Raw genomic sequence first — 25,597 nt, 5'->3', positions numbered from 1 at the left:
TTCAGCCGTATACCTTTTCTAGAAAAGAATCTAGTTATTTATTAGCAAGTGCTTTTTGATAAGAACTAACAATCTGTGTTACTAATTCATGATCATCCAATCCCGTTGTCTGTGCCACAACATCTGCAATTGGCTTATCTACGATTAACTTTTTCAAGTCTTGACTCTCAGTATCATTAGGCTCGTCAAAAGTATAAATCATCCCAACTGTCTCTAATAATGCTTCATATGATAGTCCTCTATCTTTTGCTTCACGAATTGGTCGAATGAACCGTTCGTCATATCCTAATTTGCGAATCGGAGTTCTTCCAACTCTTGCAATATCATCAGATAAATATTTGTTCTCAAACCTACCAATTATCTTACGTTGATATGCTTCATGGTTCGCACGATCAAAGTCCCATTTTGTAATTAATAAGTCGCCTGTCTCTTTCAAGACCCGCTTTAATTGCTCAAGAACTTGTTCATCGGCGATTGCTGAACCAATATCTGTATATCCTTTATATTTGCCTGTATATGCAACTGTTGCATGCCCTGTGTTTACGGAGAATAACTTACGTTCAATATAAGGTTCCAAATCAGGAGCATACTCTACACTCGTTAATTTTATTTCAGGAGCCTTCATCTGATGTTCATCAACAACCCATTCTTTAAATGGTTCAACTGACACAAACAAAGGATCTTCATGCTTTTGTAATGGAACAATCCGATCAACTGCAGCGTTAGGAAATCCGATTATCTCGTCTGCATACTTCTGATCTTCTTTAGCTAAGTGTGTGTATACTTCTTTCTTCAGGTTCTGACTTCCACCAATCATATTCTCACAGGCAATTACATCAATCTTACTCTCGTTACCTGCAGACTTCCTAGCAACAATTCCATCTGCAATTAATGGTGCAATGAATTTTAGAATCTTGGGTCCGATTGCTGTCGTTACAATATCAGCATCCGCGATTGCCTGAACAACCTTTTCTGGATTCTTAGCATTATTAATCCCGCTGACATTAGTTACTGTAATTTCTTTTTGAGATTCATCAGCCAACTGGATTGTGTAGCTTTTCTTCTCATTTAATACATCAATGATTGTCTCATTAACATCAACGAATTTGATTTCAAATCCATTAGCTGCTAATGTTTCTCCAATAAATCCACGTCCAATGTTACCTGCTCCAAAATGTACTGCTTTCATTATTTATCGACCTCTTTCAACAAGTTTATAATTTCTTGTTCCGATTGCGCATCCGCAAGCTTTACAACATTATTAACATCGCTACAAAAAAGTGCTATTTGTGACAATAAATTTAGATGTTCTCCATTTAGACCTGCTATCCCAAAGACTACAGTTACAACATTCTCATTCTGACTATCCTCTGAAAAGTCAACTCCCATTGGCACTTGAACAACTGAGATTCCAGTCTTCTTAATGAATTTCTTTCCATCTTCGGTTCCATGAGGAATTGCGATAAAATTCCCCATATATGTCGAAACATCATCATTTCTAGCAATCATAGATTCTACATATTCAGGTTCAACATCCCCACTATCTACAAGCAGTTTTCCCGCAAGACGAATAGCTTCTTCCTTGGTTGCCACATGCTGATCAAGCTTAATCATGTCTTTCTCTAAATCCATCTTCATCATCACTTTCCTTTCATTTCAATTTGCTCCAAGAACTGAGTAGCTATCAGGTCACGAACTTGATCCTGATTGCCCTTTTCAAAAATACCTGTAGTAAAGTTGCTCATTACGATTGCCCCACTGACTGTCCCCATCAAAATATTTTGAAAATCCGTCATTGGAGTTGGCCCCAGCATCAAAAGTATTCTACTGACTTTGATTGGAGCTTGATCCATCGCCAACATATCAATCGGCTTTGTGAGGTCATAAATATTGAAGAATGGGCGTTTTACATTGGAATTTGTAGCGTGAACCAATGCAATTGTTGCTCGCGGAATTCCAACTGGTGCTAAGCGTATTCGCTTTAAAAGTTCCTCTTTTACCACTTGTTTTTCATTTGTGATTTTTTCTGGAATTGAACCAAGTATCAAATCCAATGTACTCCCTAAATCACCTGTACTATTAACTCTAGAAACTTCGACTGAATTCGCAAACTCATTTGCTTCCTTTATCTCTTGGGCTAATCGCGTTAATTTTTCTTGACCTTTATCATATATGGCATTTGTCACTTTTTTATTTTGTGCTTCTACATACTCAAGCCGTCCACCGATTTTCCTAATTAAAGACTTAACTTGCTGAACTTCATCATCCAACAGGAGCGGGCTGACCACTAGATAATTCCAACCAAACCCTGGAAGGCTCACCGTTGACAAGATTAAATCATACTGACTGAGTTCAACATTATTAAGCTCTGAAACCTTTGCTATTTTAACTGCATGAATCTCAACTATCTCTCTTTGCAGACGGCTCTTCAAGATACTTGCTGTTCCAATTCCATTAGGACATACAATCAAAGTCTTCAGTTTTTGTATTTTAGAATCACTTGTATAGCTATTTGCGAAATATAATAGTATTAATTGTGCTTCCATTGGTGTAAAAATAAATTCAGGAAATACTTCGCGCAAAGCATCTTGTATTGCTTTGTAAAGTTCTTGATATTGTTGGCTAACATTTTCAAGTGTTTCAATTCTTGTATTAGGCAACTTGAGTGTGTTATTTTTCAGCAATAAGGTAATATGCTTGCTAAGCCTGTCAAACAAATCCCGATCGCGGCCAAAGTTCCACCCAAATGCATCTGAGACCCATTTAATCAATTCTTTAACATCATATGATATCTGTAACCCATAATCATCTGACCAGCTTTCAGCTGAAAAATGATAATCAAGGCCCTTCAACTGAACTGCTAAAAAATCAATTTCTCCAGATGTTATTTTTTCCTTTATTTCACTTCCAAATTTATCTAGTATTACTAAGACTTTCTGACGATACTTGAATATACTCTTTTGTTTTGCTGCAGAATAACTTTTTATGACTGTCGTCTTCATTCGCAGTATTGAGATTGCAACCAGCAACACCCACTGAACTTCCTGAATATCCGATTTTGTGGTATATTCTACCATTGCCTTTTTGAGTGCCGCAACACATTCAAACAAAATCTGTCTCGGTAATAAATTCAGAAAAAAGCTTTTAGCTGGTTTCTCATCAGTGGAGTTCAAATAATCAAAAAACTCATATTCGTTAATTTCATTTGTAAGAACTCCACATAATATTAGCCGCTTTTGTGCTTCCTCACCTGTACTTTGAACTCCAACAGACTTCCTCACATCCACTTTTATCCCATATTCTCTCAAAGCTTTTGCAATACCCTTCAAATCTCTTTGAATAGTATTTTCACTAACTCCTAGTGTAATGGCTAAAGAAAATATCTTAATTGGTTCAGTACCAAGCAGAAGCAGACAGACAACCGCCGCCTGCCTCTGGCTGCTCGACAAAGCAACCTCTGCAACCTGATTATTTAGTTCAGTCATTAATCTTTTTCGATTTTCATCTGATCCATGTAGCCAGTAACGCCCATCGTTGCTTGCAATACTTAAGCCATGTTGTAAAAGGTACAGTTTTAATTCTGAGAATTCCCGATATACTGTTCTTCTGCTAATCACCAACGAATCTTCAATCGCAGACATCGAAACACCCTCATCGTGCTTGCACAGCTTTTGCAGAATCTTTTTCTGGCGTTCTGACAACAAAATCAAGCTACATCATCCTTTTTAATTTAAATGTGCTACAACCGAATCATATTCGTCAGCTTCAAGCAAACTGGATACACTTAAAATCTGAACATTTGTATATCTCAATTTGAGATTCTTTTCTGCTTCCTTTGTCACTATAACCAAACGTTCTCTACTATCTTCAAGTTCATCTATTCCAATATTCTTGACTGGTGTCTTTCTACCAGCCTTCTTCAAACGATCTTTGAACATTGATGTTGCCATCGTAGCCGAACCTACTCGCTGATCGTGATGAATAAAGTCAACTTCTTTAATAGCTGTGAAGTTCAGATTTTGCAATCCTGTCTCGACTGTTGTGTCTTCATCAACAACAGTTGGTTTCTCTTCACTTGGAGAAATCTGGTTCAATGCCTTCAAGTTAAGAACTACTTCATCATATTTTGGACTGCTCAAGAAGTTATCAACTGAAATATGCATTGCACCTGGTGTCTTTTGTAATGCTCTTTCAGCCAATTCTGCCTGTGTAATAACAAGCAGTCCACTCTCGTCTTTCAAACGACTAATTGCGGTGTTTGTAACAGGAATATCTGTAATACCCGACTTTTTAACTTTGTCTCTCAACAAGGAAGCCCCCATTGCAGAAGAACCCATCCCCGCATCGCATGCAAAAATAATCTTTTTAACATCTTCATATGCCTTGACCTGTTCTGTAGCACTCTGACCACTAGCAGCAGTTGACGCACCACCCTTTGATTCAGACTTCATCGCATCCATCTGTCGTTGACGTGCTTCAAGGTCACTATCGTCTGTCATTGTTTTATCAGCCTTCAAGATTATTGCTGCAACCACGAATGATACAATTGCCGCAACCAAAACACCAATTAGAATCTTCAAATAATTTCCTTTGGGTGTCATCAATAAAATTGCGATGATTGAGCCAGGAGATGCAGCTGCTTTTAATCCTGTGTTCAATAATTGGAAAGTAAATGTTCCACTCACGCCACCAGCAATGGCTGCAAAAACTAATGCTGGTTTCATCAAAATATATGGGAAGTAAATCTCATGAATTCCGCCAAAGAATTGAATTATTGCTGCCCCAGGAGCAGATGCTTTCGCAGTTCCTTTACCAAAAATCATAAATGCTAACAAGATGCCAATCCCAGGACCTGGATTAGATTCGAGAAGGAACAAGACTGACTTGCCTGATTGCGAAGCCTGTTGAATACCCAAGGGTACCAAGATTCCATTCCCGATTGCATTATTCAAAAACAAGATTTTCGCAGGTTCGATGAAAATATTTGCAAGAGGTAGCATATGAATAGAAATAATCCAATCTACACCCTTACTCATGAAGTTACTCCCAGCAGTCACAAGTGGATTAACTACAAAAACACCAAAAATTGCTAATATCATTCCTAAAATTCCACTTGAGAAGTTGTTGTAAATCATTTCAAAACCAGACTTGATCTTATCTTGGAATAATTGATCAAATTTCTTAATACTCCAGCCACCAAGTGGTCCCATAATCATTGCTCCTAAGAACATTGGTACACTTGAACCGACAATCACACCCATGACTGCAATTGCTCCCACAACTGCACCACGTTCCTCATAGACCATTCTACCACCAACGTAAGCAATTAAAAGCGGGATCATATAATTAAGCATTGGGTTAATTAACGTCGCTATTTGCTTGTTAGGAAACCACCCAGCTGCCATAAAAATTGCTGTAATTAACCCCCAAGCAATAATTGCCACGATATTAGGCATAATCATTCCGCTAAGAGTGGTTCCTAGTCTCTGAATTTTAGCCTTAAGTGAACTCTTTGATTTCTTCATTTCCATTAAAATTCCCTCCTTTTTACATCTTTATTTTACTTTCTTGTTGCAAGCGTTTTCAAGACAAAGTAAATAACATTAAGTCACATTAACTTGTGCCAGTTTAAGTTAATGTTTTCACATGTAGGCTATTAGCTCACTCCTGCAAGTAATCTCAATTGTTTTTTAGATTATACTAAAAGAACTTCACCAGAAAATTTTCTCTAGTGAAGCTCCTTATTTTGAAGACTGGGTTAAAAATTAAATTTTGATCTAGTTTCTATATTTATAAACCAGCTCTTTAATAAACAAAATTGCAATCGTCACTGGAAACTCAATGACAGCTATGAAGAAAAATCTTTGCATATCATTAGCCTTATCCGCCAAAACTATAAACCAGAGGAATGTTGTGGCTACTAAGCCTACATAATTATAGAAAATATTCTTTAAAGCCATAAATTATGTCTCTCCTTTACTTAACAACAGTGTAAGTAATTTGTTGGAAATAAAAAATATGGTAATATTTATAATCTGAGATAGTAATTTTTATTACCGCTATTCGCAGCGTTTATAACTTTAGTTTTATAGCCAGATTAGCACTTAATTGAGTAGCAATTGTGTTCGCCCAGCCAGTGACTCCCCCAAAAACGTGGAGCTATACCAGCAATGACAATTTTAAGAGAGCCGCTTTCCTTTATGATTTTCATATTATATGCTAACTGTTTCGTCTGTGCTTTAGTTAGGGCTAGGGTATAGTGCACCAAAAATGTTTTTCCCATTGCTGACGAATACATATACATTGTACCACTGATAATGCATAAACTATTCTGCCCTACACACACCCATAAGTTCGATTACTAACTGCGTTGCTGATAGACAAAAAGAGTTAATGGCATAAAAACCATAATAATTATTACACCACTGATAAGCACTAGAGTAGCATTATTACTCCAATTACCAGTTCTCAAAATTGTTCTGATTGCAGTAATTGTTAGACTGACGGGATTAATTCTAACTAGGGATTGCAAAAAACGTGGTAATGTATTTGTTGGAATAAAGGCATTAGATAAAAACGTCATCACTAGAATAATAATCATTGATAAACTGCCAATTAACTCCGCATTCTTGACCATTAAGCCAACTAAGGCAAAAATCCAAGAGATAGACCAGCCAATAAAAATAGCTAATAACATAACTATTACAAGTGTAGGAATGTTAACAGATGGTCGCCATCCCATCAAAAAAGACGTTGCTAATGTCATTATCCCAGAAATTAGTAGTCGAAACATGTCACCTACTAATTGTCCTGCTAGTGGTGCAATGGGTGAAATTGGTAAGGTTTTAAACCGGTCAAAGATACCTTCATTAATATCTTCACGCAATTGTTGTCCAGAACCTGAAGCAGCATTCAAGATACTTTGGACCAAAATTCCAGATACCAGCATCGGTAAGTAAGCATGTACACTACCCGCAATAACTCCCCCAAACAGGTACCCGAACAACAGAGTAAAAATCACTGGTTGAATAATAACGTCACTGAGGTTATCCGGATTATGCAAAGTCTTTAGTAAGTTACGGTGCGCCATGGTAAGTATATTGTTAACAACATAATTCTTTGTCAAGTTTAACTTCATAATTTTTCTCCTTAATTTTTACCAATCGTCATTTTCAAAAAAACATCATCCAACGATGGAGCTCCAATCTTCAGGTTGCTAATTAATATTCGAGCATCTTGAAGCTGATTCAATATTGGAGTAACTAACTGCATATCATTATTACCAAGTAATACCGTCAGTGTTCGCTCGGTAACACTAACAGGTCGTTCTAAAATACCTTGGACAATACTGCGAGTTTGCGCAACCATTTGTAAATCTGATACCTCTAACCGAAGTTGCATCCCACCTACTTGCTGCTTTAGTTCACTCGGCGTCCCGATTGCAATCATTTTGCCATGATCAATGAGAGCAATTCTATTTGCCAAGTGATCTGCTTCCTCCAAATATTGGGTTGTTAACAAAACAGTTGAACCACTCGCCACCAGTTTTTGAATAGCATGCCACATCTGTGTTCGTGTCCTTGGATCTAACCCTGTTGTTGGTTCATCCAAAAAAAGTATATTAGGATTTCCAATCAAGCTAATGGCTAAATCTAAACGACGACGCATCCCACCAGAAAATGTAGCTAAAGCTTGATCAGCTGAATTAGTTAAGTCAAAATCCGTTAATAGTTCGCTCGCACGGCTAGATGCGGCATTACGAGTTAAACCGGTTAATTTACCAAATATCAATAAATTCTCACGTGCGCTTAAATCTTGGTCTATCGCCGTGGCCTGCCCGGTCACACTAAATTGTTGACGTGCCAGTCGATTCTGCGTCATCGTGTTAAATCCATTCAAAAAAATCTCACCCTCATCTTGATGCAATAAAGTTGTCAACATCTTTAAAAGCGTGGTTTTTCCAGCTCCGTTTGGACCCAACAAACCAAATATCTCACCTCTTTTTATAGTAAAAGAAACGTTGTTCACTGCTTTTTTTTTCGCAAATCTTTTCTGAACATTCCTTACTTCAATCGCCTCATAGCTACACATGCAGCAGCACCTCCTTATAATTAATCAGGTAACCTGATTAAAAATATAGTAAGGCCACCTGATTAAAATGTCAAGGAACATTATTATGAAATTTCGGAATGGTGTATACTGAAGTAAACGTTAAGGGTAAGATTAATTATGAAAAATAGAGTCAAGGCGGAACTAGCTGCAGGAAAATTAGCAGAATATGAACAACTTAGTAAAATTTATGATGATATTGTTAAACAAGTTCGTCCTCATTTGACAGTTGAAGGTCAAGGAAAAATTTTGCTGGCACTGGCCGACGAAAACCATCTATCTCAGCACCAACTCGCAATACGTTTAGGAATGTCACCTCAGTCTACCAGCGAATTTGTCTATAAACTCGCCAAACGAAAGCTAGTAACTTTAACCAAATCACAAAAAGATCGGCGCGTAAATTTGATAAATCTAACTAATGCAGGTAGACAAGAAATCGAATCTGCTGATCAAGAAATTCCACCATTTGTTGATACCCTCTCTGAAACCGAACTGGATCAATTAATACCGTTACTTACTAAAATCACAACGGCTATGTATGCAGATATTGATGCAGCTAACCCCACCTTGGGAGTTAAGTTTCATAAGCTACTTGCCAGTCGATATTTAAAACAGTTTAAAAAATAGCTTTCATATTTAAGCAACTCTCAAGAGTTAGATTTTTTTGGATATTACTTATTCAACACAAAGACTGAAATACCTGTAATGCCTCTTTCTGGGGTATTGTTAGTTTTTCTGAGAAAATAAAAAAACCATTGAAATATTTCAAACACATCATAAAGAAAGATATAATATTTTTCAGATTAAAACAAAAAGAGCCCTAATCATAAAATAATTAGAACTCCAATGTTTGAATTTACCAATAGTTCCAATGAAAAATCAAAGATTCTTACTCTCTTTGGTAGAATTCTTTAGTTTGGGGATTATGACCCCGTTTCCTTATTAACTCCAATTGAACGTATCCCATAAGTTAGAAATCTACGTGTATCTTTTTAAAATCCTCTATGCCTTTGAAGGATTCTTTTTCTTTTCAACCTGTGTCCCCATCTTCATTTGATCATTATATCCCCAGAACCATGTAACCAAGAAACTAACTACTAAGGCAGCCAAACTTGAAAGTAAGAATGCATAAAAGCTGTTCAAATCTGAAGAATTTTTTGGATCAAAGAATGAAGAAAAACCAATTAATGAGCCAGTAAAACCAAACATATTTCCATGCATCAATCCTGTAACCAATCCACTTGCAGCGGAACCAATCAGACCTGAAATAAATACCTTGCGATAGCGTAAATTAACACCATATATGGCTGGTTCTGTAACACCACAGAAGGCGGAAATCGCGGCCGCAAAGCCTAGGCCCTTGATATCATCTTTCTTAGACTTAATTGCCACAGCCAACACTGCCGCACCTTGAGAAACCATCGTTCCTGAAATAATTGCATTTAACGCACTTTCGCCACTGCCAGAAATCTGTTGCGCAACCAATGGTACAACACCCCAGTGCAAACCAAAGATTACCAAGATTTGATAGAATCCACCAATAACTGCTCCACCAAACCAACCTGAAATGTGAACTAACCAATTAATAAAATCAGCAATCCCGTTCGCGGCTCCTTGAATTACGGGACCTGTAATAACCAAGGTGATTGTACTAACAACTAAAATTGTAATTAAGGGTGTAAAAATCATTTGTAAATAACTTGGAAGACTTTTCTTGAGCCAATTACCAATTTCTTTTGCAAACCAAGCTGCTAAAATCATTGGGAAAATCGAATAAGTATAGTTCAGAAACTGGAAGTTAAATCCACCTACCGAAAACATCGTCTTGAACTTACTTCCCCACTCAATAATCTGCGGATATGTTAATACTCCACCGATTACAGCTGTAATAATTGGATCTCCCTTCATATACCTCGCAGCTGCAAAGCCTACGAAAACAGGAAGAAAGAAGAATGCTGAATCTGCCATTGCACTAATCGTAAGATATAATGTACTTTTTGTACTTAATAACTGACCCAATTGGGGTAATGTCAATAATGCCAAAATTCCCTTAATAATGCCAGAAGCAGCAATGACTCCAATTACTGGTGTCATCGATCCTGTAATAACTCCAATCAATTTATTTATGTTGCGTGTTATCGGATTACCATCCGTACTCGGTTTTTTTGCATCATTAGCGGCACTGGTATCTGTGTCAGAATCAAGTTTCTTCGCAAATTCTGGTCCTAATTCTTCTACCACCGCATCATAAACATTTGTTACCTCGTTTCCAATCACAACTTGATACTGCCCAGATCCCTTTATCACATCGATTACACCTTCAGTATTCTTTAGTGCTTCATCTTTCGCGATACTTTCGTCCTTCAGATAAAATCGTAATCTTGTGATGCAATGAATCAAGTTATCTACATTTCCTTCTCCACCAACATCAGAAACAATTGTCCTAGCTAATCTTGAATAATCTTTGTTTGCCATCTTGCTTCCTCCTAGTTTTTTAACTTCAAAGTCCCAACTATCTCACCAACTGCATACTTTTTCTCCTCAACATCAAGGCTTTCAAGCTTATCATTGGAATTCGTGATAACTACCATAACAGTTGCCAATAACCCATTTCCCTGAATTTTTTGTCTATCCATTAACACTAATCTCTGTCCAACTTTGACTTTATCACCAACTTTAACTGGAACAACAAATGGTGAGCCTCCAAGTTCAACCGTATCAATTCCTAAGTGCAAAAGCACCTCTAATCCATCTGAAGTTGTCATACCTATAGCATGCTTTGTTTCCGCAACCACAGATATTTTGCCATCAAATGGAGAAATGATTTCATTGGCATTAGGTTCAATAGCAAATCCCTGCCCCATCGCTCCTGTAGAAAAAACCGCATCCTTTGTTTTAGAAAGCGCAATCAATTCACCTGAAACCGGAGCATGAATCTCTACCACATCTACTTTCTTTTTGAAACCGAACATTAATATCCCCTCCAAGTTTTTAAACGCTTACATACATTTTCTCTTATCTTATAGCTTGTATATACATCTGTCAAATAATTAAATATCATTCCCTTGTTAAATAGAATTATTAAATTTGTTGATTGCATAGACAAGAATGTTATAATAAAAAGAAAACGATTACTTAAGGAGGAGTATCTTTGCAAAAAAATACAAATAAACAGAATATCATCGCTAAAGATATTGCAGAAAAAATCCACCATGGACTCTATTCTCCAAAAAAATTTTTACCAAGTGAACATCAATTATGTGACCTATATGGTACTTCGCGGGAAACAATCAGGAAATCCTTAGATCAATTAACTGAACTTGGCTTAATTCAGAAAATAAAGGGACGTGGGTCACTTGTTTTAGATATTCAAAAATTCACATTTCCAATTTCAGGAATCACCAGTTTTAAGGAGTTAAACAACTCTCTTAGCATGCATGCAAGTACCAAAGTTTTGAAGTTAGAAAAAAGAAAAATTCCAACATCTTTAATAAAAGAAATTACGCCTCCAACGCGAGATGCTTTCTATATTGAACGGCTCCGTTTGATTGGAAATGAACCTGCTGTTTTAGACATTGATTATTTGTTAAGCCCCCCGGTTACTGAATTACCCGTGTCAGTAGCTGAAGATTCGATTTATGCTTATCTTGAAAATGAACTTAGTTTAGAGATTTCATATGCCACAAAAGAGATTACTGTTGAGACAGTTTCTAAAGCCATCAGTTCTAATTTAAAACTAAACTCTGATAATATCGCAGTGTTGGTCAAGAGCTTCACTTACCTTGCAAATACCAACCTACTGCAAATTACAGAATCATATCATAATCCGGAAAAATTCAAGTTTATTGATTTTGCAAGACGGCGAAAAGTCATGATTCATGATGAGTTAAAGGAGCATCGCTATGAGTAAAAAAAGAGATCTCAGTGAATTAGGGAAAAAAGTAATTTATCAGATTTATCCCAAGTCATTTTATGACAGCAACGGCGACGGAATTGGTGATATTCGTGGAATAATTGCGAAAATAGACTATTTGATCAGTTTGAATATCGACATGATCTGGTTTAATCCTTTTTTCATTTCACCGCAAAATGACAACGGCTATGATATTGCAGATTATTACAACATTGATTCCGTCTTTGGCACAATGGACGACTTTGAAGAATTAGTTGCAAAACTTCGGGCAAATCATATTGGTGTAATGCTTGATATGGTTTTTAACCATTGTTCAACATCACACCAATGGTTTCAAAAGGCCTTAGCAGGAAATCAAAAATATCAGAATTATTTTTATATTCGTTCAACAAAAAAAGATGGTTCCCTCCCCACAAACTGGCAGTCAAAATTTGGTGGCCCAGCTTGGTCAAAGTTTGGTAATACTGACAAATTTTATTTACATCTATATGATCCAACCCAGGCTGACCTTGACTGGCACAATCCAGATGTTCGCTATGAAGCTGCAAATATTATCAATTTTTGGCAAAAAAAAGGAGTCACTGGTTTTCGTTTTGACGTCTTCAACGTTACTGGCAAATCCGAAACTCTTGTTAATTCAAATGGCGATGAAGCTGCTGAAAAAAAGCTCTATACAGACACACCCATTGTTCATAAATATCTACACGAACTGAATCGAGCAAGTTTCGGACAAGATTCTCAAATTATAACAGTTGGTGAGATGTCCTCTACCACAATTGCAAATTCAATTGATTATACGAATCCTAAGAATCAGGAACTTTCCATGGTTTTCACTTTCCACCATCTTAAGGTTGACTACAAAAATGGTGACAAATGGCAAACTATTCCTTTTGATTTTATGAAACTCAAGGAATTACTGTTTTCATGGCAGGAATCTCTTGATAAAGGACATGGATGGAATGCATTATTTTGGAATAACCATGATCAACCGCGAGCACTTAGCCGCTTTTGCAATACACAAACATATCGTATTCAAAGCGCACAAATGTTAGCTACGGCCATTCAGCTACTTCGAGGAACTCCTTTCATCTATCAAGGTGAAGAAATCGGTATGCTTAATCCAGACTATACTTCCATTGAAGAATATGTTGATGTTGAAACCAAGAATGCCTACCATATACTGCAAAAAAGCGGTTTTTCAGAAAATGATGCATTTCTAGCTGTTAAGCAGAAGTCTCGTGACAATAGTCGAACTCCAATGCAGTGGACTGCTGCCAAATATGCTGGCTTTTCACATAACAAGCCATGGCTGGCTTCTACTAATCAAGACACTATAAATGTCGCGGCTGAACTAGATCATGGTAAGATATTCAAATTCTATCAAAAGCTGATTGCACTCCGAAAAAGTGAGCCACTTATCAGTGATGGTCACATTATGCCCTTGTTGCGCGATGACCAAAGAGTTTTTGCCTATAGCAGATATTTGGCTGATTCTGCATTAGTTGTTCTTACCAACTTTTATGATAAAACCACAACGATTGAACTACCATCAAAATATAAAAGACGTCACGGATCAGTTATTCTTTCAAATTACAATCGAACTCTAGGAGAACTGCCTAGAGTACTCACGCTAAAGCCATATGAATCACTAGTTTTTAAATTTAGTTGATCATTCTTAACCATTCCCTAAATTGTTTATCTACTTAAAATGAAGTATCATAGTGAGGTATGAAAACTTTTTAGTTGTGAAGGAGAAGTTGTATGTTTGACATTATAAAAGCGATTATTCTTGGAATAGTTGAAGGTATTACGGAATTCTTGCCGATTAGCTCTACAGGACATTTGGTATTGGTCGATGAATTCATTAAAATGGAACAGTCAAGGGCTTTCGTTGACATGTTCAACGTTGTAATTCAGTTGGGGGCCATAATGGCTGTTGTTGTTATTTACTTCAACAAGTTAAATCCGTGGGCATCACAAAAAAACTCACTTGAAAAAAAGCAAACTTGGACTTTATGGAAGAAAGTCATTGTTGCAGTTATTCCTTCGATGATTGTTGGTTTGCCGTTGAATGATTGGATGGATTCGCATCTGATGAACTGGCTAGTTGTCTCGGTTGCACTGATCTTTTATGGTATTCTTTTCATTGTCATTGAAAATCACAATGCACACGTTCAACCAAAAGTTGCAGATCTAAATACGCTATCATATAAGACGGCGATTATCATTGGTTTGTTCCAGGTTCTTTCATTGATTCCTGGAACTTCTCGTTCAGGCTCTACTATCTTGGGCGGAATCATGGTCGGAACATCTCGTTACGTAGCTGCAGAATTTTCATTCTTCTTGGCTATTCCAACAATGTTTGGCGCTTCATTGCTTAAGCTTTATAAATATTTTAGTCATGGGGGAAGTTTAGCTGGTCTCCAAGGTATTATCCTTGCAGTTGGGGTTATTGTTTCATTCGTTGTAGCATACGTTTCTATTAGATTCCTGCTTAATTACATCAAGACTAAAGACTTCAAGATTTTCGGTTGGTATCGAATTGTCTTAGGTATCGTTGTGATTGGATACTTCCTTATCTTCCATTAATTAATATAAGAAGACTATATTATAAACTTTAGAGACTGAATCAACGCTAACTTTTGATTCAGTCTCTTTATTTTTTCTCGAAAAATATGGTTCGTGAGTCAAAACTTCCTATCTGTTTACTAAATTTATAAACAGTTTCTAATCATTTTTCAGCTTAAATGAAATTAAATCATTTTTAAATGAACATGATGAATTTTACTATAATCAAAAAAAATTATAAACTAGATAAGGTATACCAAGGAGGTATTTCATAATCGTTAAGAAAACAGAAATAAATAAAGACGGAACACACCGGTCACTAAGTAATCGTCATGTACAAATGATCGCTATTGGAGGAACTATTGGCACTGGCCTATTTTTAGGAGCTGGAACTACTATTTATAAAACAGGACCTTCAGTTTTATGGGTTTATTTATTTTTAGGTGTTTTCTTCTTTTTCATGATGCGTGCCATTGGTGAAATGTTTTATTCTGATCCCACACAACATACTTTTGTTGCATTTATATCGCGTTACTTAGGAGATACACTTGGGAGTCTCGCGGGCTGGACATATTGGCTAGGTCTCATTTTTCTTTCAACAGCTGAATTGACTGCTGTTGGAACATATGTAAAATACTGGTTTCCCAATTCTTCTGCATGGCTTGTTGAATTAATTTTCTTATTCGTTTTAGTTATAATTAATTTAGTTGCAGTCCGCTTTTTTGGAGAAGCAGAGTTTTGGTTTGCTATGATTAAGATCATTGCAATTGTCGCACTCATTATCACCGGTATTTTCATGATTTTTACAAACGCTAAAACTCCTTTAGGACATGCTAGTCTTAACAATATATTCAGGAACTATCAATTATTCCCCAAAGGAGCTTTTAACTTTATTACTGCTTTCCCGATGGTTTTCTTTGCTTTTCAAGGAATAGAGTTCATCAGTATTACAATCGGTGAAGTTAAATCACCACATTCTATTATCCGCAAAGCAGTTAACGAAACTCTTGTTCGAATCCTAATTTTTTACATTGGTGCGCTTGTAGTAATTATGGGCATTATCCCATGGCATGCATTAACTGCAGAAAAAAGCCCTTTTGTGCAAGTTTATCAGTTGGCAGGAATTCCGGCAGCAGCAGCTATTATTAATTTTGTTGTTTTAACAGCTGCTGCCTCTGCTTTGAATAGCTCCATTTTTTCTGCTGGGCGCCACTTTTATCAATTGGCGCTTGAATCATCTCATCAAAGTTGGTTAAATCAACAATTTGCACATATTTCTAAAAATGGGGTTCCAGCAAGAGCAATTATTGCTTCAGCTATCTTGGTACTGATTGCACCCTTGATGAGTATTTTAAAGGGGATTAGTGAAGTTTTTACAATTGTTACTGGCGCCTCTAGTGATCTTTACATTATAGTTTACATTTTAGCTCTACTAGCACATCGGAAATATCGTACCTCTAATGATTTTTTAGCAAATGGTTTTCTTATGCCAGCCTACAGAATTACAAGTATGGCTACTATTATTTTTTTTGCTTTGGTCTTTCTTAGCTTGTTCCTAATTCCTGCAGATATTCCCGGAGCAATTGGAGCCATTATCTGGATAGTCGTTTTGTATAGTCTCATCTCAATAAATAAGCGTAAACAAATATAACCTAGACTACCTCTTCAAAAAGTTGTATTATCCTTCAAAATTTAAGTATTATTATTAAGGTTAATATGTATAAAAAGACCTCAGCTTTTTTAATCTGAGATCTTTTTTTGTATAAGCATTTCCCACAAGTCACCCATAATTAACGATAAATTGCTCAATGACCTTTATGTTTTTGCTTTTTCTTTGCTTGTCGCATTTCAAAAGCAAGTACTTCTTTTGCTTCCCTACCGGCCTGCTTTATTTGCTTTTTCTTAGTCTTTCGAATCTCTATTTGTTTCTGTAATGCAAGTTGTGCTTTCGTACTTACACCTTTCTCAACACTCTTCCTAGCCAGACGTTGAAGTCGCTTGGGATTAATTCTCTTTTCTAGAACAAGAGCATTTGAATCACTTTGCCGAAAGAAAACCACTCTTGACCAATGATTAGTAACTAGAGTATAGATATAGGTTAATTTAGGTTCTGAAGTTCCTAAGGTCACTTGTCCAACTTCATAAACTGAAGCATAACGCCTCTCAAAAATAGCCTTATAAAACGGTGGGTCAAATATAATGGTTAATGAACTTTTAATAGTTAACATTAAACATCCTCCTTAAAATTAATTAAGAAAGATGGACAACCAAGGAGGCAGGTTACTGATAGCCGAATCGCTATGTCCGGACTACCAACCGAACCGTGTTTTTACTTTCCATTCTTATTTTAACACGAAATTATTCGTAATTCTGATACTATTTATTCGCCCATCAGTTAATTTTCAAAACAACAATCTAGCTTATTTTCAGTACACTACAAAAAGGGATCAAATTAAAATTCTTTTAATCTGCCCCTCTAACTATTACGAATAAATATATTTTATACATCAAAATTTTTTCAGTTTACGATACGCACTCATTTACAATAACCTTTGTTTCACATGAAACCAATAAAATCTTTTTTTACACCTTAACCTGACAAGACTGATCAATCATATCCGCAGCCATTCGGCCCTCATAGATACCCCAAATTACAAGGCTAGCACCACGACGGGCATCTCCAGCCACATAGACTCTTTCTTGATCTGTTGTAAAGTCTTTATTTATTTCGGTAATATCAAAAGCATCAATCACCGATTGTTCAGCACCAGTAAAACCAAGAGCAATCACTACAAAGTCTGCTTCTAGTTCCTTTTCAGTTCCCGGAACTGGTTTGTACAACCGCGCTTTGCTTATAACAGTCTTTCTAAGCTTCCCACTTCTACCTTTAAAACCAATTGCAGTTGTTTCATAGATAGTCAGGTCTTCCTTGATTACACTATCCGCTTCCTTTTGACCGTAACCTTTCTTTGAAACAATCGGCCATTCTGGCCAAGGATTGCTTGTTCGTCTTTTCAGAGGTGGCTGTCGACTGATCTCAAGCTGTTTAATATCTGTTGCCCCTTGTCGCACTGCTGTAGCAATACAATCAGTTGCAGTATCACCACCACCAACAATCAGAACCTTCTTACCCGCTAATTTCTGGCTTGCAGCTACACCATCTTGTAAAACTTCTTTGGTAGCCAAGGTAAGATAATCAAGTGCCTGCATAATCCCCTTTAACTCGCGGCCTTCACCATTAATGTCTCGAGCTTGGCGTGCACCGACGGTTAATAATACTCTAGCATAACTCTCCTTGAGTTCATCGGCAGTAATGTCAACTCCGACATTGGTGTTCACAACAAACTTTATTCCAACATCTTCCATCACCTTAATTCGGCGCGCAACAATATCTTTAGGCAACTTCATATTGGGAATTCCGTACATTGCTAATCCACCTGGACAATCGTCTCTTTCAAATACAGTTACATCATAACCATACTTGTTTAGCTGCCAAGCGGCTGACAAGCCAGCCGGTCCACTGCCGACAATCGCAATCTTGATGCCATTTCTGTGGAGTGGTATCCCGCTTTCTCTGACCCAATCAAATTTAAAACCTTGCTCAATAATAAATTTTTCGTTATCTTTAATTGTAATTCCTTTACCATGAAGTGCTTCATTACAAGCAGCTTCACAAGGTGCTGGACACACCCTCCCAGTAAACTCAGGAAGTGGGTTAGTTTTGGTTAGTCGTTCAAAGGCCCGCTTATCCTCACTCCGGTATACCAAATCATTCCATTCTGGAATCAGATTATCATTAGGGCATCCACTAACAGCCTTACCACCAGCATAGAAGAAACCTGCATGACAATGCGGAACTCCGCAGTTCATACAGCGAGCAGCTTGCTTGCGTCGTTCTTCATCACTAAGTGAGTTCTGCATTTCTGCAAAGTCTTTAATTCGATCTTCCACAGAACGTGTGGGGTTATCTACACGCGGGTATTTCAAAAAACCAAACGGATCTGCCATTTTCGTTCCTCCTTACTTCATGATAGTTGGCTGAACACCCACAATTTCGTCAAATGCTTTTTGCTTCAGCTCTTCGTCAGTAACATTTTTGCTTGCATATTTAGCCATAATCTCATTGATATGTCTGAATTCTTTAGGATATACCTTTACAAAATGACCTGCTTCTACTTCCCAATTATCCAATATAAACTTGGCTTTTTGCGAATCAGTGTATCTAAAATGTTTACGCAGTAAGTCTTTGACAATCTTTTTATCCTGCTCATTATCAATCTCAAACAACTCAATCATTTCCAAATTACATTGTTGTGGGAAACTTCCCGCTGGATCGTATACATATGCAATCCCACCAGACATTCCAGCTCCAAAGTTCCTTCCGGTTGAGCCTAAAATCATCGCAATTCCATTAGTCATGTACTCACAACCATGATCGCCAATTCCCTCGGCAACCACATGTGCACCCGAGTTCCTAACACAGAAACGTTCACCTGCTCGTCCGTTAAAAAATGCTTCACCGCCAGTGGCACCAAAACAAGCAACATTGCCGACAATTGGGGCATTGCTATAAAGCTGTTGGGCAACTTTGGGTGCGCGAACAACCAATCGACCACCGCTTAAACCTTTGCCAACATAGTCGTTTGCTTCCCCTGTTAGATCTAGTTCTAACCCACGAGTAATGAATGCGCCAAAACTTTGACCAGCCACTCCAGTATATTCAAATTTAAGCTGTCCGGCAGGTAGACCTTCATTGCCAAAGCGTTGTGCAATCCATCCACCCATTCTTGCTCCAACAGTCCGCATTCGATTATTAATTGGCTGCTTAATAACAACAGGCTGTTCACTTGCCAGTGCCATTTCGGCAAAAGCATTCAGTTCTGGCCATTGATACTTAGGGACAAATGGGTCAACTGATTTGCGTTCAATTCCAACAGATGTACTTAAGATTCTGGAGAAATCAAGTGACTTAGCTTTCCCTTTAGCAATAAAGCGTGGAGTAATATTTTCAGTATGTCCTACCAATTCATCAATCGTCCGATATCCCAAAGAAGCCATTTCCTCACGTAAATCTTGGGCGATGAATCGCATGCAGTTCTTGACATGCTCCGGTTTACCAATAAATAACTTACGTAATCCTGGATTCTGCGTTGCTATTCCTGTTGGACATGTATTAACACTGCATACGCGCATCATAATACATCCTATGGATACTAAAACTAATGAGGCAAAGCTGAACTCTTCCGCACCAAGCATAATTGCAATTGCAACATCCCGGCCCGTCATTAACTTGCCATCTGTTTCAATTGTTGTTCGCTGCCTCAAATTATTTAAAGCAAGTGTCTGATGAGCTTCCGCCAATCCCATTTCCCATGGAAGTCCCGCATCCCTAACAGAATTACGCGGAGCAGCACCTGTTCCTCCATCATATCCACTAATGGTTACCTTATCCGCTCCGGACTTGACAACTCCTGTAGCAATTGTTCCTACACCTGTACTTGATACGAGTTTGACAGTTACCTTTGCAAAAGGATTAATCTGCTTCAAATCATGAATCAACTGTTTCAAGTCCTCAATTGAATAAATATCATGATGAGGTGGTGGTGAAATCAGGCGCACTCCAGGAACAGAACCACGAATTTCTGCAACCCATGGAAAATTCTTAGTTCCAGGAAGTTGTCCACCTTCTCCAGGTTTTGCCCCTTGAGCAACTTTAATTTGCAGTTCTTCAGCACTCATCAAGTATTCAGCATTCACGCCAAACCTTGCTGATGCAACTTGTTTGATCTTACTATTGAGATTTCTTCCATCTGGCTGCAGCTTAAATCTTGCACGGTTTTCCCCGCCCTCACCACTATTACTCTTAGCATTTAATTCATTCATCGCCTGTGCGATACATTCATGTGCTTCTTTAGAGAGAGAACCAAAACTCATTGCCCCCGCCTTGAATCTTTTCACAATTTGGCTGACTGGCTCGACTTCAGACAATGGCACCGCATCGTGCGTTCCTCCTTTAATCTCCCATAGTGAACGAAGAGTAGTTGGTGAATCTTGCTCTTCTTTCCTCACATCTTCAACATATTCCCTATAAATCGCATAGTCGCCTGTGCGGACAGCTTGTTGAAACTTGTACATCGTCAAGGGATTATACAGGTGATGTTCTCCATCACGCCGATACTTGAAACTCCCGCCTGACGGCAAGTCTTCAATCGCTCTTGTATTAAATGCTTTACGATACCTAACTAGATATTCCTCTTCAATTTGGTTTAAAGATAACCCACCAATCCGACTTTCAGTCCCAGTAAAATACTTATTAACTACCTTCTCAGAAAGGCCAACCGCTTCAAATAATTGTGCACCCTGATAACCGATAATGGTAGAAATTCCCATTCTACTCATAACCTTAACGATTCCCTTTTCAGCCGCTTTTCGATAACTTTCAAGCTTATCTCCTAGGTTATAAGAAAGCAATGTTGCATAGGCACCATACGGATGAATTGCTGATGCACCATATCCAAGTAACGTTGCAAAATGATGAATCTCACAAGCCTCACCCGTGTCAACAATAATTGACGCCAATTCTCTTTTTCCTTTACGTACCAGATAATTATTCAAGCCTGAGACAGCTAACAATACGGGAATAATCAATTGTTCTCTTGTTGCTCCGCGGTCACTCAAGATTAGCAGATTCGCACCTTGCTCAATTTGTGACTCAGCTTCCTTGAACATATCATCTAGTGCCTGCTCTAAACGGTTCGGTCGCCCTGCAATGTCATAACAAATTGTTACAACAGCAGCCTTGAACCCATTTTTCCCATTCAAATGTCTTAACTTCTCATATGCTTTCGCATTTAGAATTGGTGAATCAAGTTTGATTTTTTTTGCATTTAGAGGAACATCCTTTGTTATATCTCCGTCTGCACCAAGAAACATCTCAGTTCCAATAACTAATTTCTCTCTAATTGCATCAATTGGCGGATTAGTGACCTGTGCAAATTGCTGCTTAAAGTAGGTAAATAGTGACTGCGGTTTCTTACTTAACACAGCCAATGGAGAATCATATCCCATTGAAATAATTGGTTCCTCACCCTTTTGAGCCATTGGAATCAATGCATCACGAATAACATCTTCCGTATAGCCATGACGTCTCCATAATGTCCGCAGTGCGCTTTCTGAGATGTTTTCATCAACGTCTGCTTCTGATAGATCATCAAGCGTTAATTGTTCATCTTTAAGCCACTTGGTATAGGGTTGACTACTTGAGTATTTTTCTTTAATCTCTGCTGTTCTGTAGAACTTGCCTTGACTAGTGTCTACAAGAATCATGTCAGCAGGTCCTAAGATTCCTTTTTCAATAATATCCTCTGGTGCAACATCATAAACACCTGACTCAGAAGCAACCACCAAGAAGTTGCCTTTTACAAGATTATATCTCGATGGTCGTAATCCATTTCGATCCAGTGCCGCACCAACTTGAACCCCATCTGTGAAACACAATGCTGCTGGGCCATCCCATGGGGCAACAAACCCTGCATTATATTCATCAAATGCTGCTTGCTTTGCAGACACGTGGGCATCCTTGCCCCAAGCCTCTGGAACCATCATCAACAGAATTTGTGGAATATCCCTACCATTTCGGTACAGATACTCCATACAATTTTCTAACTTAGCCGAATCAGAATCTTCATCGTTATATATTTCTATATTATGACTCACCATCCAATTTTCAGTTCTCTTCAAGGTGTTGATCTCACCATTATGAGCAATAAATCTAAATGGCTGTGCACGTTCCCAGCTCGGAAAAGTATTGGTAGAGAAACGCGAATGAATCAATGCAATTGCAGATTCCATCGATTCAGCGTGTAAGTCTGGAAAGAATTCTCCTACTTGGTAAGCATGCAGCATTCCTTTGTAACAGATGGTCTTACTTGATAAACTTACAATTGCAAATTCTTCAGCAGAGAAGGTCTTTTCCAAGTGCCTACGTAATCGAAAAAGGGAGTCCTCATATTCTCTCCCTGGAGCTATATCAAATGGTTTCCCAATGATTACCTGCACAAAACCTGGCATCGTTTTTTGTGCTGTTGGTCCACAGCTCTCATATACGTATGGAACATCTCTTGCTCCAATAACACGAAATCCTGCATCGCTAACTTCATCTTCAATAGACGAGAGCATTGCTTCTTTTTCAGCCTGTTTTTGCGGTAAAAAGAACATCCCAACAGCGTATTCACCAAAAACTGGCAAATTTATCTTCTGCTTATTAGCGTATGTTCTAAAAAAATTATCAGGCATCGCAAATAATATCCCTGCTCCATCCCCCGTATCAGGCTCTGAGCCTGTACCACCACGATGATTCATTCTCTTCAACATAATCAGCGCTCGTTCGATTAATTCATGACTTGCTTTCCCATCAATTTGGGTAATAAATCCCATCCCACAAGCATCGTGCTCAAAGGATGGGCTATACATCGTATTATTGGAATTCTCCATCTTTACTCCCACCTTGCTAACAATCTGACTTCAATAAAATAAAATATCGATTAAACACTCTAATGTTCTTTTAATTCTAGTTATAAAATAATAAAAACACAAGACTAATCCCTCTATTGTTTGGAATCAAAAGAAATCTAACATCAAATGTTAATTATTATTAGCTGAAATTATCATTTCTATTTTTTCAAGCTCATTGTTATTCCATAAAATACGAACAATTATCTATAAATTTACATTTTATTCATTAATTTGCTTCTAATTTTATCGTGGATATTACTATAATTAGTTTTTATACTTAATTTAGATTAGATTTGACTACATATAGGAAGAGGCCAGATCAAAATTCAACTTTTGACCCAGCCTCCTAATACATATTCCATAAATCAATGATTTTCGTCTATTTTCAAATTAGCACTTAATTTCTACCGCTGCATTCCATATTATCCTATTTAATTTAAACCACAATTTCTGTTTACTTTCCTTTGATATAATTCTGACCATCCGCAGCTGGTGCAACTGCTTTGCCTAAGAAAATTACCAAAACAATAATTGTTATCGCATAAGGTGCAATTTGGAACCAAACTGAATTAACATGCGATAACACAGGAATGTAGGCACCTATAATTGGTAAGCTCTGAGCTAACCCAAAGAATAGTGCTGCACCTGTCGCACCTAGGGGATTCCATTTCCCAAAAATCATGGCTGCTAACGACATAAATCCCTGCCCTGAAATAGTACTTGCTGAGAAGTTCAGTGTAATCGACTGTGCCATTACAGCACCGCCAATACCGCCAAAGAAGCCCGAAATCAAAACACCCATGTATTTATACTTAACTACATTAATTCCTAACGTATCGGCAGCCATTGGATTCTCACCAACAGATCTCATTCTTAACCCTAAACTTGTTCGGAAGAAGAAATACCAGCACAAAACACCAACAATAATTGCAATAAAAGCGATAAGTGATGTATTCGTGAATAAAACCTTCCCCACAAACGGTATCTTGGATAAGATTGGAAAGGTAAAGCTGCCCATACTCTGATTGATAACAGGTGTTTGTCCCTTGCCCTCATATAGAACTCTTGTAAGAAATACTGCCAGTGCTGGTGCCATAAGATTCAAAACCGTCCCACTAATAATGTGGTCGGCTCTAAAGGTAACAGTCGCAATAGCATGTAGCAATGAAAACACCAATCCGAATAAGGCACCAATAAACAACGATATCCACGGAGTAAGGCTTCCAAAAGTACTTGCAAAAGTTAAATTAAATACCGTGCTTCCAAACGCTCCAATAATCATCATGCCTTCAAGACCAACGTTAACGACACCACTTCTTTCAGAGAAGGTTCCACCTAGGGCAGTGAAGATCAGAGGTGCTGCATATACAAAGGTCGTCGAAAAGACTGTCATTAAAATAGTTGTCAAACTCATTTTTCAGCACCACCTTTCTCTTCCCTATTCTTACGCTTGAACCATCCCTTTTTAGCTATAAGCTCAAATGCATACTTGATACCGACAAAGAAAATGATTGAAGCAATAACTATATCAACAATTTCACTTGGAGTATTAGAGTATACTGAAATACTTAGACCACCAATTTGTAAAGCTGAAAAAAGTAGTGCGGCAAAGACAATTCCAATTGGATTTTCGGCTGCTAACAATGCTACAGCCATACCATTATAGCCAACATTAGGCAAGTTATTAGAGACTGAAATATTTTGAAAATTCCCCAACCCATCAATAGCACCACCAAGTCCTGCTAATAAACCAGAAATTAGCATAGCAGTAATGATTGTTTTCTTTACATTGACACCTGCATATTGCGAAGCCGATTCATTTAACCCAACGGCTTGAATCTCAAACCCCGATTTAGTTTTATTGAAGTAAAACCAAACCAAACCCACAACTGCCAAAGCAATAAAGAAACCCCAATTAAAGGTTGAATTATCGGTAATACGTTGTAAAAATGGTGTATTCAAATTTGCTTTAGCAGCAATGTTTGGTGAAGAATCACTGCCTTTGCCAGCCAGCCAACTCTTCACCGCAAAATTAACAATGTACAAAACAATATAATTCAGCATAATTGTGGTAATAACTTCACTAGTTCCAAAGTATGCACGTAAGATCCCAGCAACCATAGACCATAAGCCACCCGCTAAGGCACCACACAAAAGTGCTCCAATTATCAAAATGATTGCAGGCAAGTATGAAAACTTCAGTGTAAAAACAATTGCACCAAACCAGCCAATCAGATACTGTCCTGGGCCTCCAATATTGAAAAAACCAGCCTTACTTGCTACTGCAAAACCCAAAGCAGTTAAAATTAAAGAAATCATGTTTCGCAGCGTTTCACCAATTGAATAAACACCACCGAATGACCCAACCAATAGATTTTGGTAATTCTGAAGCGGATCATATCCAAATATTAGCATCAAAATTGCCCCAACTATAAACCCGGCCAAAACTGAAACTAACGGTATCGTCAATCCTTTAAGTGATTTAGTATGCAC

General features: G+C 37.7%; 19 protein-coding genes. 5 read left to right on the top strand and 14 right to left on the bottom strand.

All coding sequences use genetic code 11. The features are described 5' to 3' along the window. Positions 1-34 precede the first annotated feature (34 nt). From ABF682_RS01045 to ABF682_RS01015, 7 genes are all read right to left on the bottom strand, one after another. Positions 35-1,189: a mannitol-1-phosphate 5-dehydrogenase gene (locus ABF682_RS01045; protein ID WP_415618727.1), complete on the bottom strand. Its 1,155-nt coding sequence runs from the start codon at positions 1,187-1,189 to the stop codon at positions 35-37. Continuing rightward, positions 1,189-1,632 carry a PTS sugar transporter subunit IIA gene (locus ABF682_RS01040; RefSeq protein ID WP_289978702.1) on the bottom strand — a complete coding sequence of 148 codons (444 nt, stop codon included), beginning with the start codon at positions 1,630-1,632 and terminating at the stop codon, positions 1,189-1,191. The genes ABF682_RS01045 and ABF682_RS01040 overlap by 1 nt, the downstream gene beginning before the upstream one ends. An 8-nt stretch (positions 1,633-1,640) precedes the next feature. Further along, entirely contained in the window at positions 1,641-3,710 is a 2,070-nt protein-coding gene (locus ABF682_RS01035) for a BglG family transcription antiterminator (RefSeq protein ID WP_415618726.1), read from the bottom strand. A 15-nt stretch (positions 3,711-3,725) separates the two neighbouring features. Further along, entirely contained in the window at positions 3,726-5,531 is a 1,806-nt protein-coding gene (locus tag ABF682_RS01030) for a PTS mannitol transporter subunit IICBA (RefSeq protein WP_415618725.1), read from the bottom strand. Between the two features lie 246 nt (positions 5,532-5,777). After that, on the bottom strand, positions 5,778-5,960 hold the full coding sequence (locus ABF682_RS01025; protein ID WP_415618724.1) for a hypothetical protein: 183 nt from the start codon (positions 5,958-5,960) through the stop codon (positions 5,778-5,780). A gap of 401 nt (positions 5,961-6,361) precedes the next feature. Beyond that, positions 6,362-7,138 carry an ABC transporter permease gene (locus tag ABF682_RS01020; RefSeq protein ID WP_415611596.1) on the bottom strand — a complete coding sequence of 259 codons (777 nt, stop codon included), beginning with the start codon at positions 7,136-7,138 and terminating at the stop codon, positions 6,362-6,364. A gap of 11 nt (positions 7,139-7,149) precedes the next feature. Then, positions 7,150-8,091: an ATP-binding cassette domain-containing protein gene (locus ABF682_RS01015; RefSeq protein WP_415611597.1), complete on the bottom strand. Its 942-nt coding sequence runs from the start codon at positions 8,089-8,091 to the stop codon at positions 7,150-7,152. Positions 8,092-8,229: 138 nt separating this feature from the next. On the opposite strand from ABF682_RS01015, the gene ABF682_RS01010 reads away from it, so the two are divergent. Beyond that, complete coding sequence (locus ABF682_RS01010) at positions 8,230-8,736, top strand: MarR family winged helix-turn-helix transcriptional regulator (RefSeq protein WP_415611598.1); 507 nt, start codon at positions 8,230-8,232, stop codon at positions 8,734-8,736. 375 nt (positions 8,737-9,111) lie between these two features. Here the strand turns inward: ABF682_RS01010 and ABF682_RS01005 are convergent, their stop codons facing one another. After that, a complete protein-coding gene (locus ABF682_RS01005) occupies positions 9,112-10,584 on the bottom strand; it encodes a PTS transporter subunit EIIC (protein ID WP_415618723.1) in 1,473 nt (490 codons plus the stop codon). Between the two features lie 11 nt (positions 10,585-10,595). Then, positions 10,596-11,081: a PTS glucose transporter subunit IIA gene (locus tag ABF682_RS01000; RefSeq protein ID WP_289978740.1), complete on the bottom strand. Its 486-nt coding sequence runs from the start codon at positions 11,079-11,081 to the stop codon at positions 10,596-10,598. A 179-nt stretch (positions 11,082-11,260) separates the two neighbouring features. On the opposite strand from ABF682_RS01000, the gene treR reads away from it, so the two are divergent. The 4 genes from treR to ABF682_RS00980 all read left to right on the top strand — a co-directional run bounded on the left by treR (position 11,261) and on the right by ABF682_RS00980 (position 16,241). Beyond that, positions 11,261-12,019, top strand: coding sequence for a trehalose operon repressor (treR, locus tag ABF682_RS00995; protein ID WP_415618722.1), 759 nt, complete (start codon positions 11,261-11,263; stop codon positions 12,017-12,019). Beyond that, a complete protein-coding gene (gene treC / locus ABF682_RS00990) occupies positions 12,012-13,691 on the top strand; it encodes an alpha,alpha-phosphotrehalase (protein ID WP_415618721.1) in 1,680 nt (559 codons plus the stop codon). Before treR ends, treC begins: the two co-directional genes overlap by 8 nt. Positions 13,692-13,783: 92 nt before the next feature. Beyond that, complete coding sequence (locus ABF682_RS00985) at positions 13,784-14,611, top strand: undecaprenyl-diphosphate phosphatase (protein WP_289978744.1); 828 nt, start codon at positions 13,784-13,786, stop codon at positions 14,609-14,611. Positions 14,612-14,930: 319 nt separating this feature from the next. Then, a complete protein-coding gene (locus ABF682_RS00980; RefSeq protein WP_415618720.1) occupies positions 14,931-16,241 on the top strand; it encodes an amino acid permease in 1,311 nt (436 codons plus the stop codon). A gap of 154 nt (positions 16,242-16,395) precedes the next feature. On the opposite strand, the gene ABF682_RS00975 is transcribed toward ABF682_RS00980, so the two are convergent. From ABF682_RS00975 to ABF682_RS00955, 5 genes are all read right to left on the bottom strand, one after another. Continuing rightward, the gene (locus ABF682_RS00975; protein ID WP_415618719.1) at positions 16,396-16,818 is read right to left on the bottom strand and encodes a YjdF family protein; all 423 of its coding nucleotides are present in this window, start codon (positions 16,816-16,818) and stop codon (positions 16,396-16,398) included. Between the two features lie 355 nt (positions 16,819-17,173). Then, entirely contained in the window at positions 17,174-18,598 is a 1,425-nt protein-coding gene (locus tag ABF682_RS00970) for a glutamate synthase subunit beta (protein ID WP_415618718.1), read from the bottom strand. A 12-nt stretch (positions 18,599-18,610) separates the two neighbouring features. Next, the gene (gene gltB, locus ABF682_RS00965; RefSeq protein ID WP_415618717.1) at positions 18,611-23,083 is read right to left on the bottom strand and encodes a glutamate synthase large subunit; all 4,473 of its coding nucleotides are present in this window, start codon (positions 23,081-23,083) and stop codon (positions 18,611-18,613) included. Between the two features lie 475 nt (positions 23,084-23,558). Further along, the gene (locus ABF682_RS00960; RefSeq protein WP_289978753.1) at positions 23,559-24,518 is read right to left on the bottom strand and encodes an ABC transporter permease; all 960 of its coding nucleotides are present in this window, start codon (positions 24,516-24,518) and stop codon (positions 23,559-23,561) included. Next, complete coding sequence (locus ABF682_RS00955; protein WP_289978754.1) at positions 24,515-25,597, bottom strand: ABC transporter permease; 1,083 nt, start codon at positions 25,595-25,597, stop codon at positions 24,515-24,517. Before ABF682_RS00955 ends, ABF682_RS00960 begins: the two co-directional genes overlap by 4 nt.

This window comes from Liquorilactobacillus sp. (assembly GCF_047719775.1).
GTDB lineage: Bacteria > Bacillota > Bacilli > Lactobacillales > Lactobacillaceae > Liquorilactobacillus.
Note: the sequence above shows the minus strand (reverse complement) of the source record. Positions and strands in the feature narration are given on the sequence as shown.

Excerpts from the sequence above, each read along its gene's own strand:
- ABF682_RS00960 (WP_289978753.1), bottom strand. The coding sequence starts at position 24,518 with ATGAGTTTGACAACTATTTTAATGACAGTCTTTTCGACGACCTTTGTA.
- ABF682_RS01045 (WP_415618727.1), bottom strand. The coding sequence starts at position 1,189 with ATGAAAGCAGTACATTTTGGAGCAGGTAACATTGGACGTGGATTTATT.
- ABF682_RS00975 (WP_415618719.1), bottom strand. The coding sequence starts at position 16,818 with ATGTTAACTATTAAAAGTTCATTAACCATTATATTTGACCCACCGTTT.
- ABF682_RS01010 (WP_415611598.1), top strand. The coding sequence starts at position 8,230 with ATGAAAAATAGAGTCAAGGCGGAACTAGCTGCAGGAAAATTAGCAGAA.
- ABF682_RS01015 (WP_415611597.1), bottom strand. The coding sequence starts at position 8,091 with ATGTGTAGCTATGAGGCGATTGAAGTAAGGAATGTTCAGAAAAGATTT.
- ABF682_RS01000 (WP_289978740.1), bottom strand. The coding sequence starts at position 11,081 with ATGTTCGGTTTCAAAAAGAAAGTAGATGTGGTAGAGATTCATGCTCCG.
- ABF682_RS01040 (WP_289978702.1), bottom strand. The coding sequence starts at position 1,632 with ATGGATTTAGAGAAAGACATGATTAAGCTTGATCAGCATGTGGCAACC.
- ABF682_RS00970 (WP_415618718.1), bottom strand. The coding sequence starts at position 18,598 with ATGGCAGATCCGTTTGGTTTTTTGAAATACCCGCGTGTAGATAACCCC.
- ABF682_RS01020 (WP_415611596.1), bottom strand. The coding sequence starts at position 7,138 with ATGAAGTTAAACTTGACAAAGAATTATGTTGTTAACAATATACTTACC.
- gltB (WP_415618717.1), bottom strand. The coding sequence starts at position 23,083 with ATGGAGAATTCCAATAATACGATGTATAGCCCATCCTTTGAGCACGAT.
- ABF682_RS00985 (WP_289978744.1), top strand. The coding sequence starts at position 13,784 with ATGTTTGACATTATAAAAGCGATTATTCTTGGAATAGTTGAAGGTATT.
- ABF682_RS01005 (WP_415618723.1), bottom strand. The coding sequence starts at position 10,584 with ATGGCAAACAAAGATTATTCAAGATTAGCTAGGACAATTGTTTCTGAT.
- ABF682_RS00980 (WP_415618720.1), top strand. The coding sequence starts at position 14,931 with ATGATCGCTATTGGAGGAACTATTGGCACTGGCCTATTTTTAGGAGCT.
- ABF682_RS01030 (WP_415618725.1), bottom strand. The coding sequence starts at position 5,531 with ATGGAAATGAAGAAATCAAAGAGTTCACTTAAGGCTAAAATTCAGAGA.
- ABF682_RS01025 (WP_415618724.1), bottom strand. The coding sequence starts at position 5,960 with ATGGCTTTAAAGAATATTTTCTATAATTATGTAGGCTTAGTAGCCACA.
- treC (WP_415618721.1), top strand. The coding sequence starts at position 12,012 with ATGAGTAAAAAAAGAGATCTCAGTGAATTAGGGAAAAAAGTAATTTAT.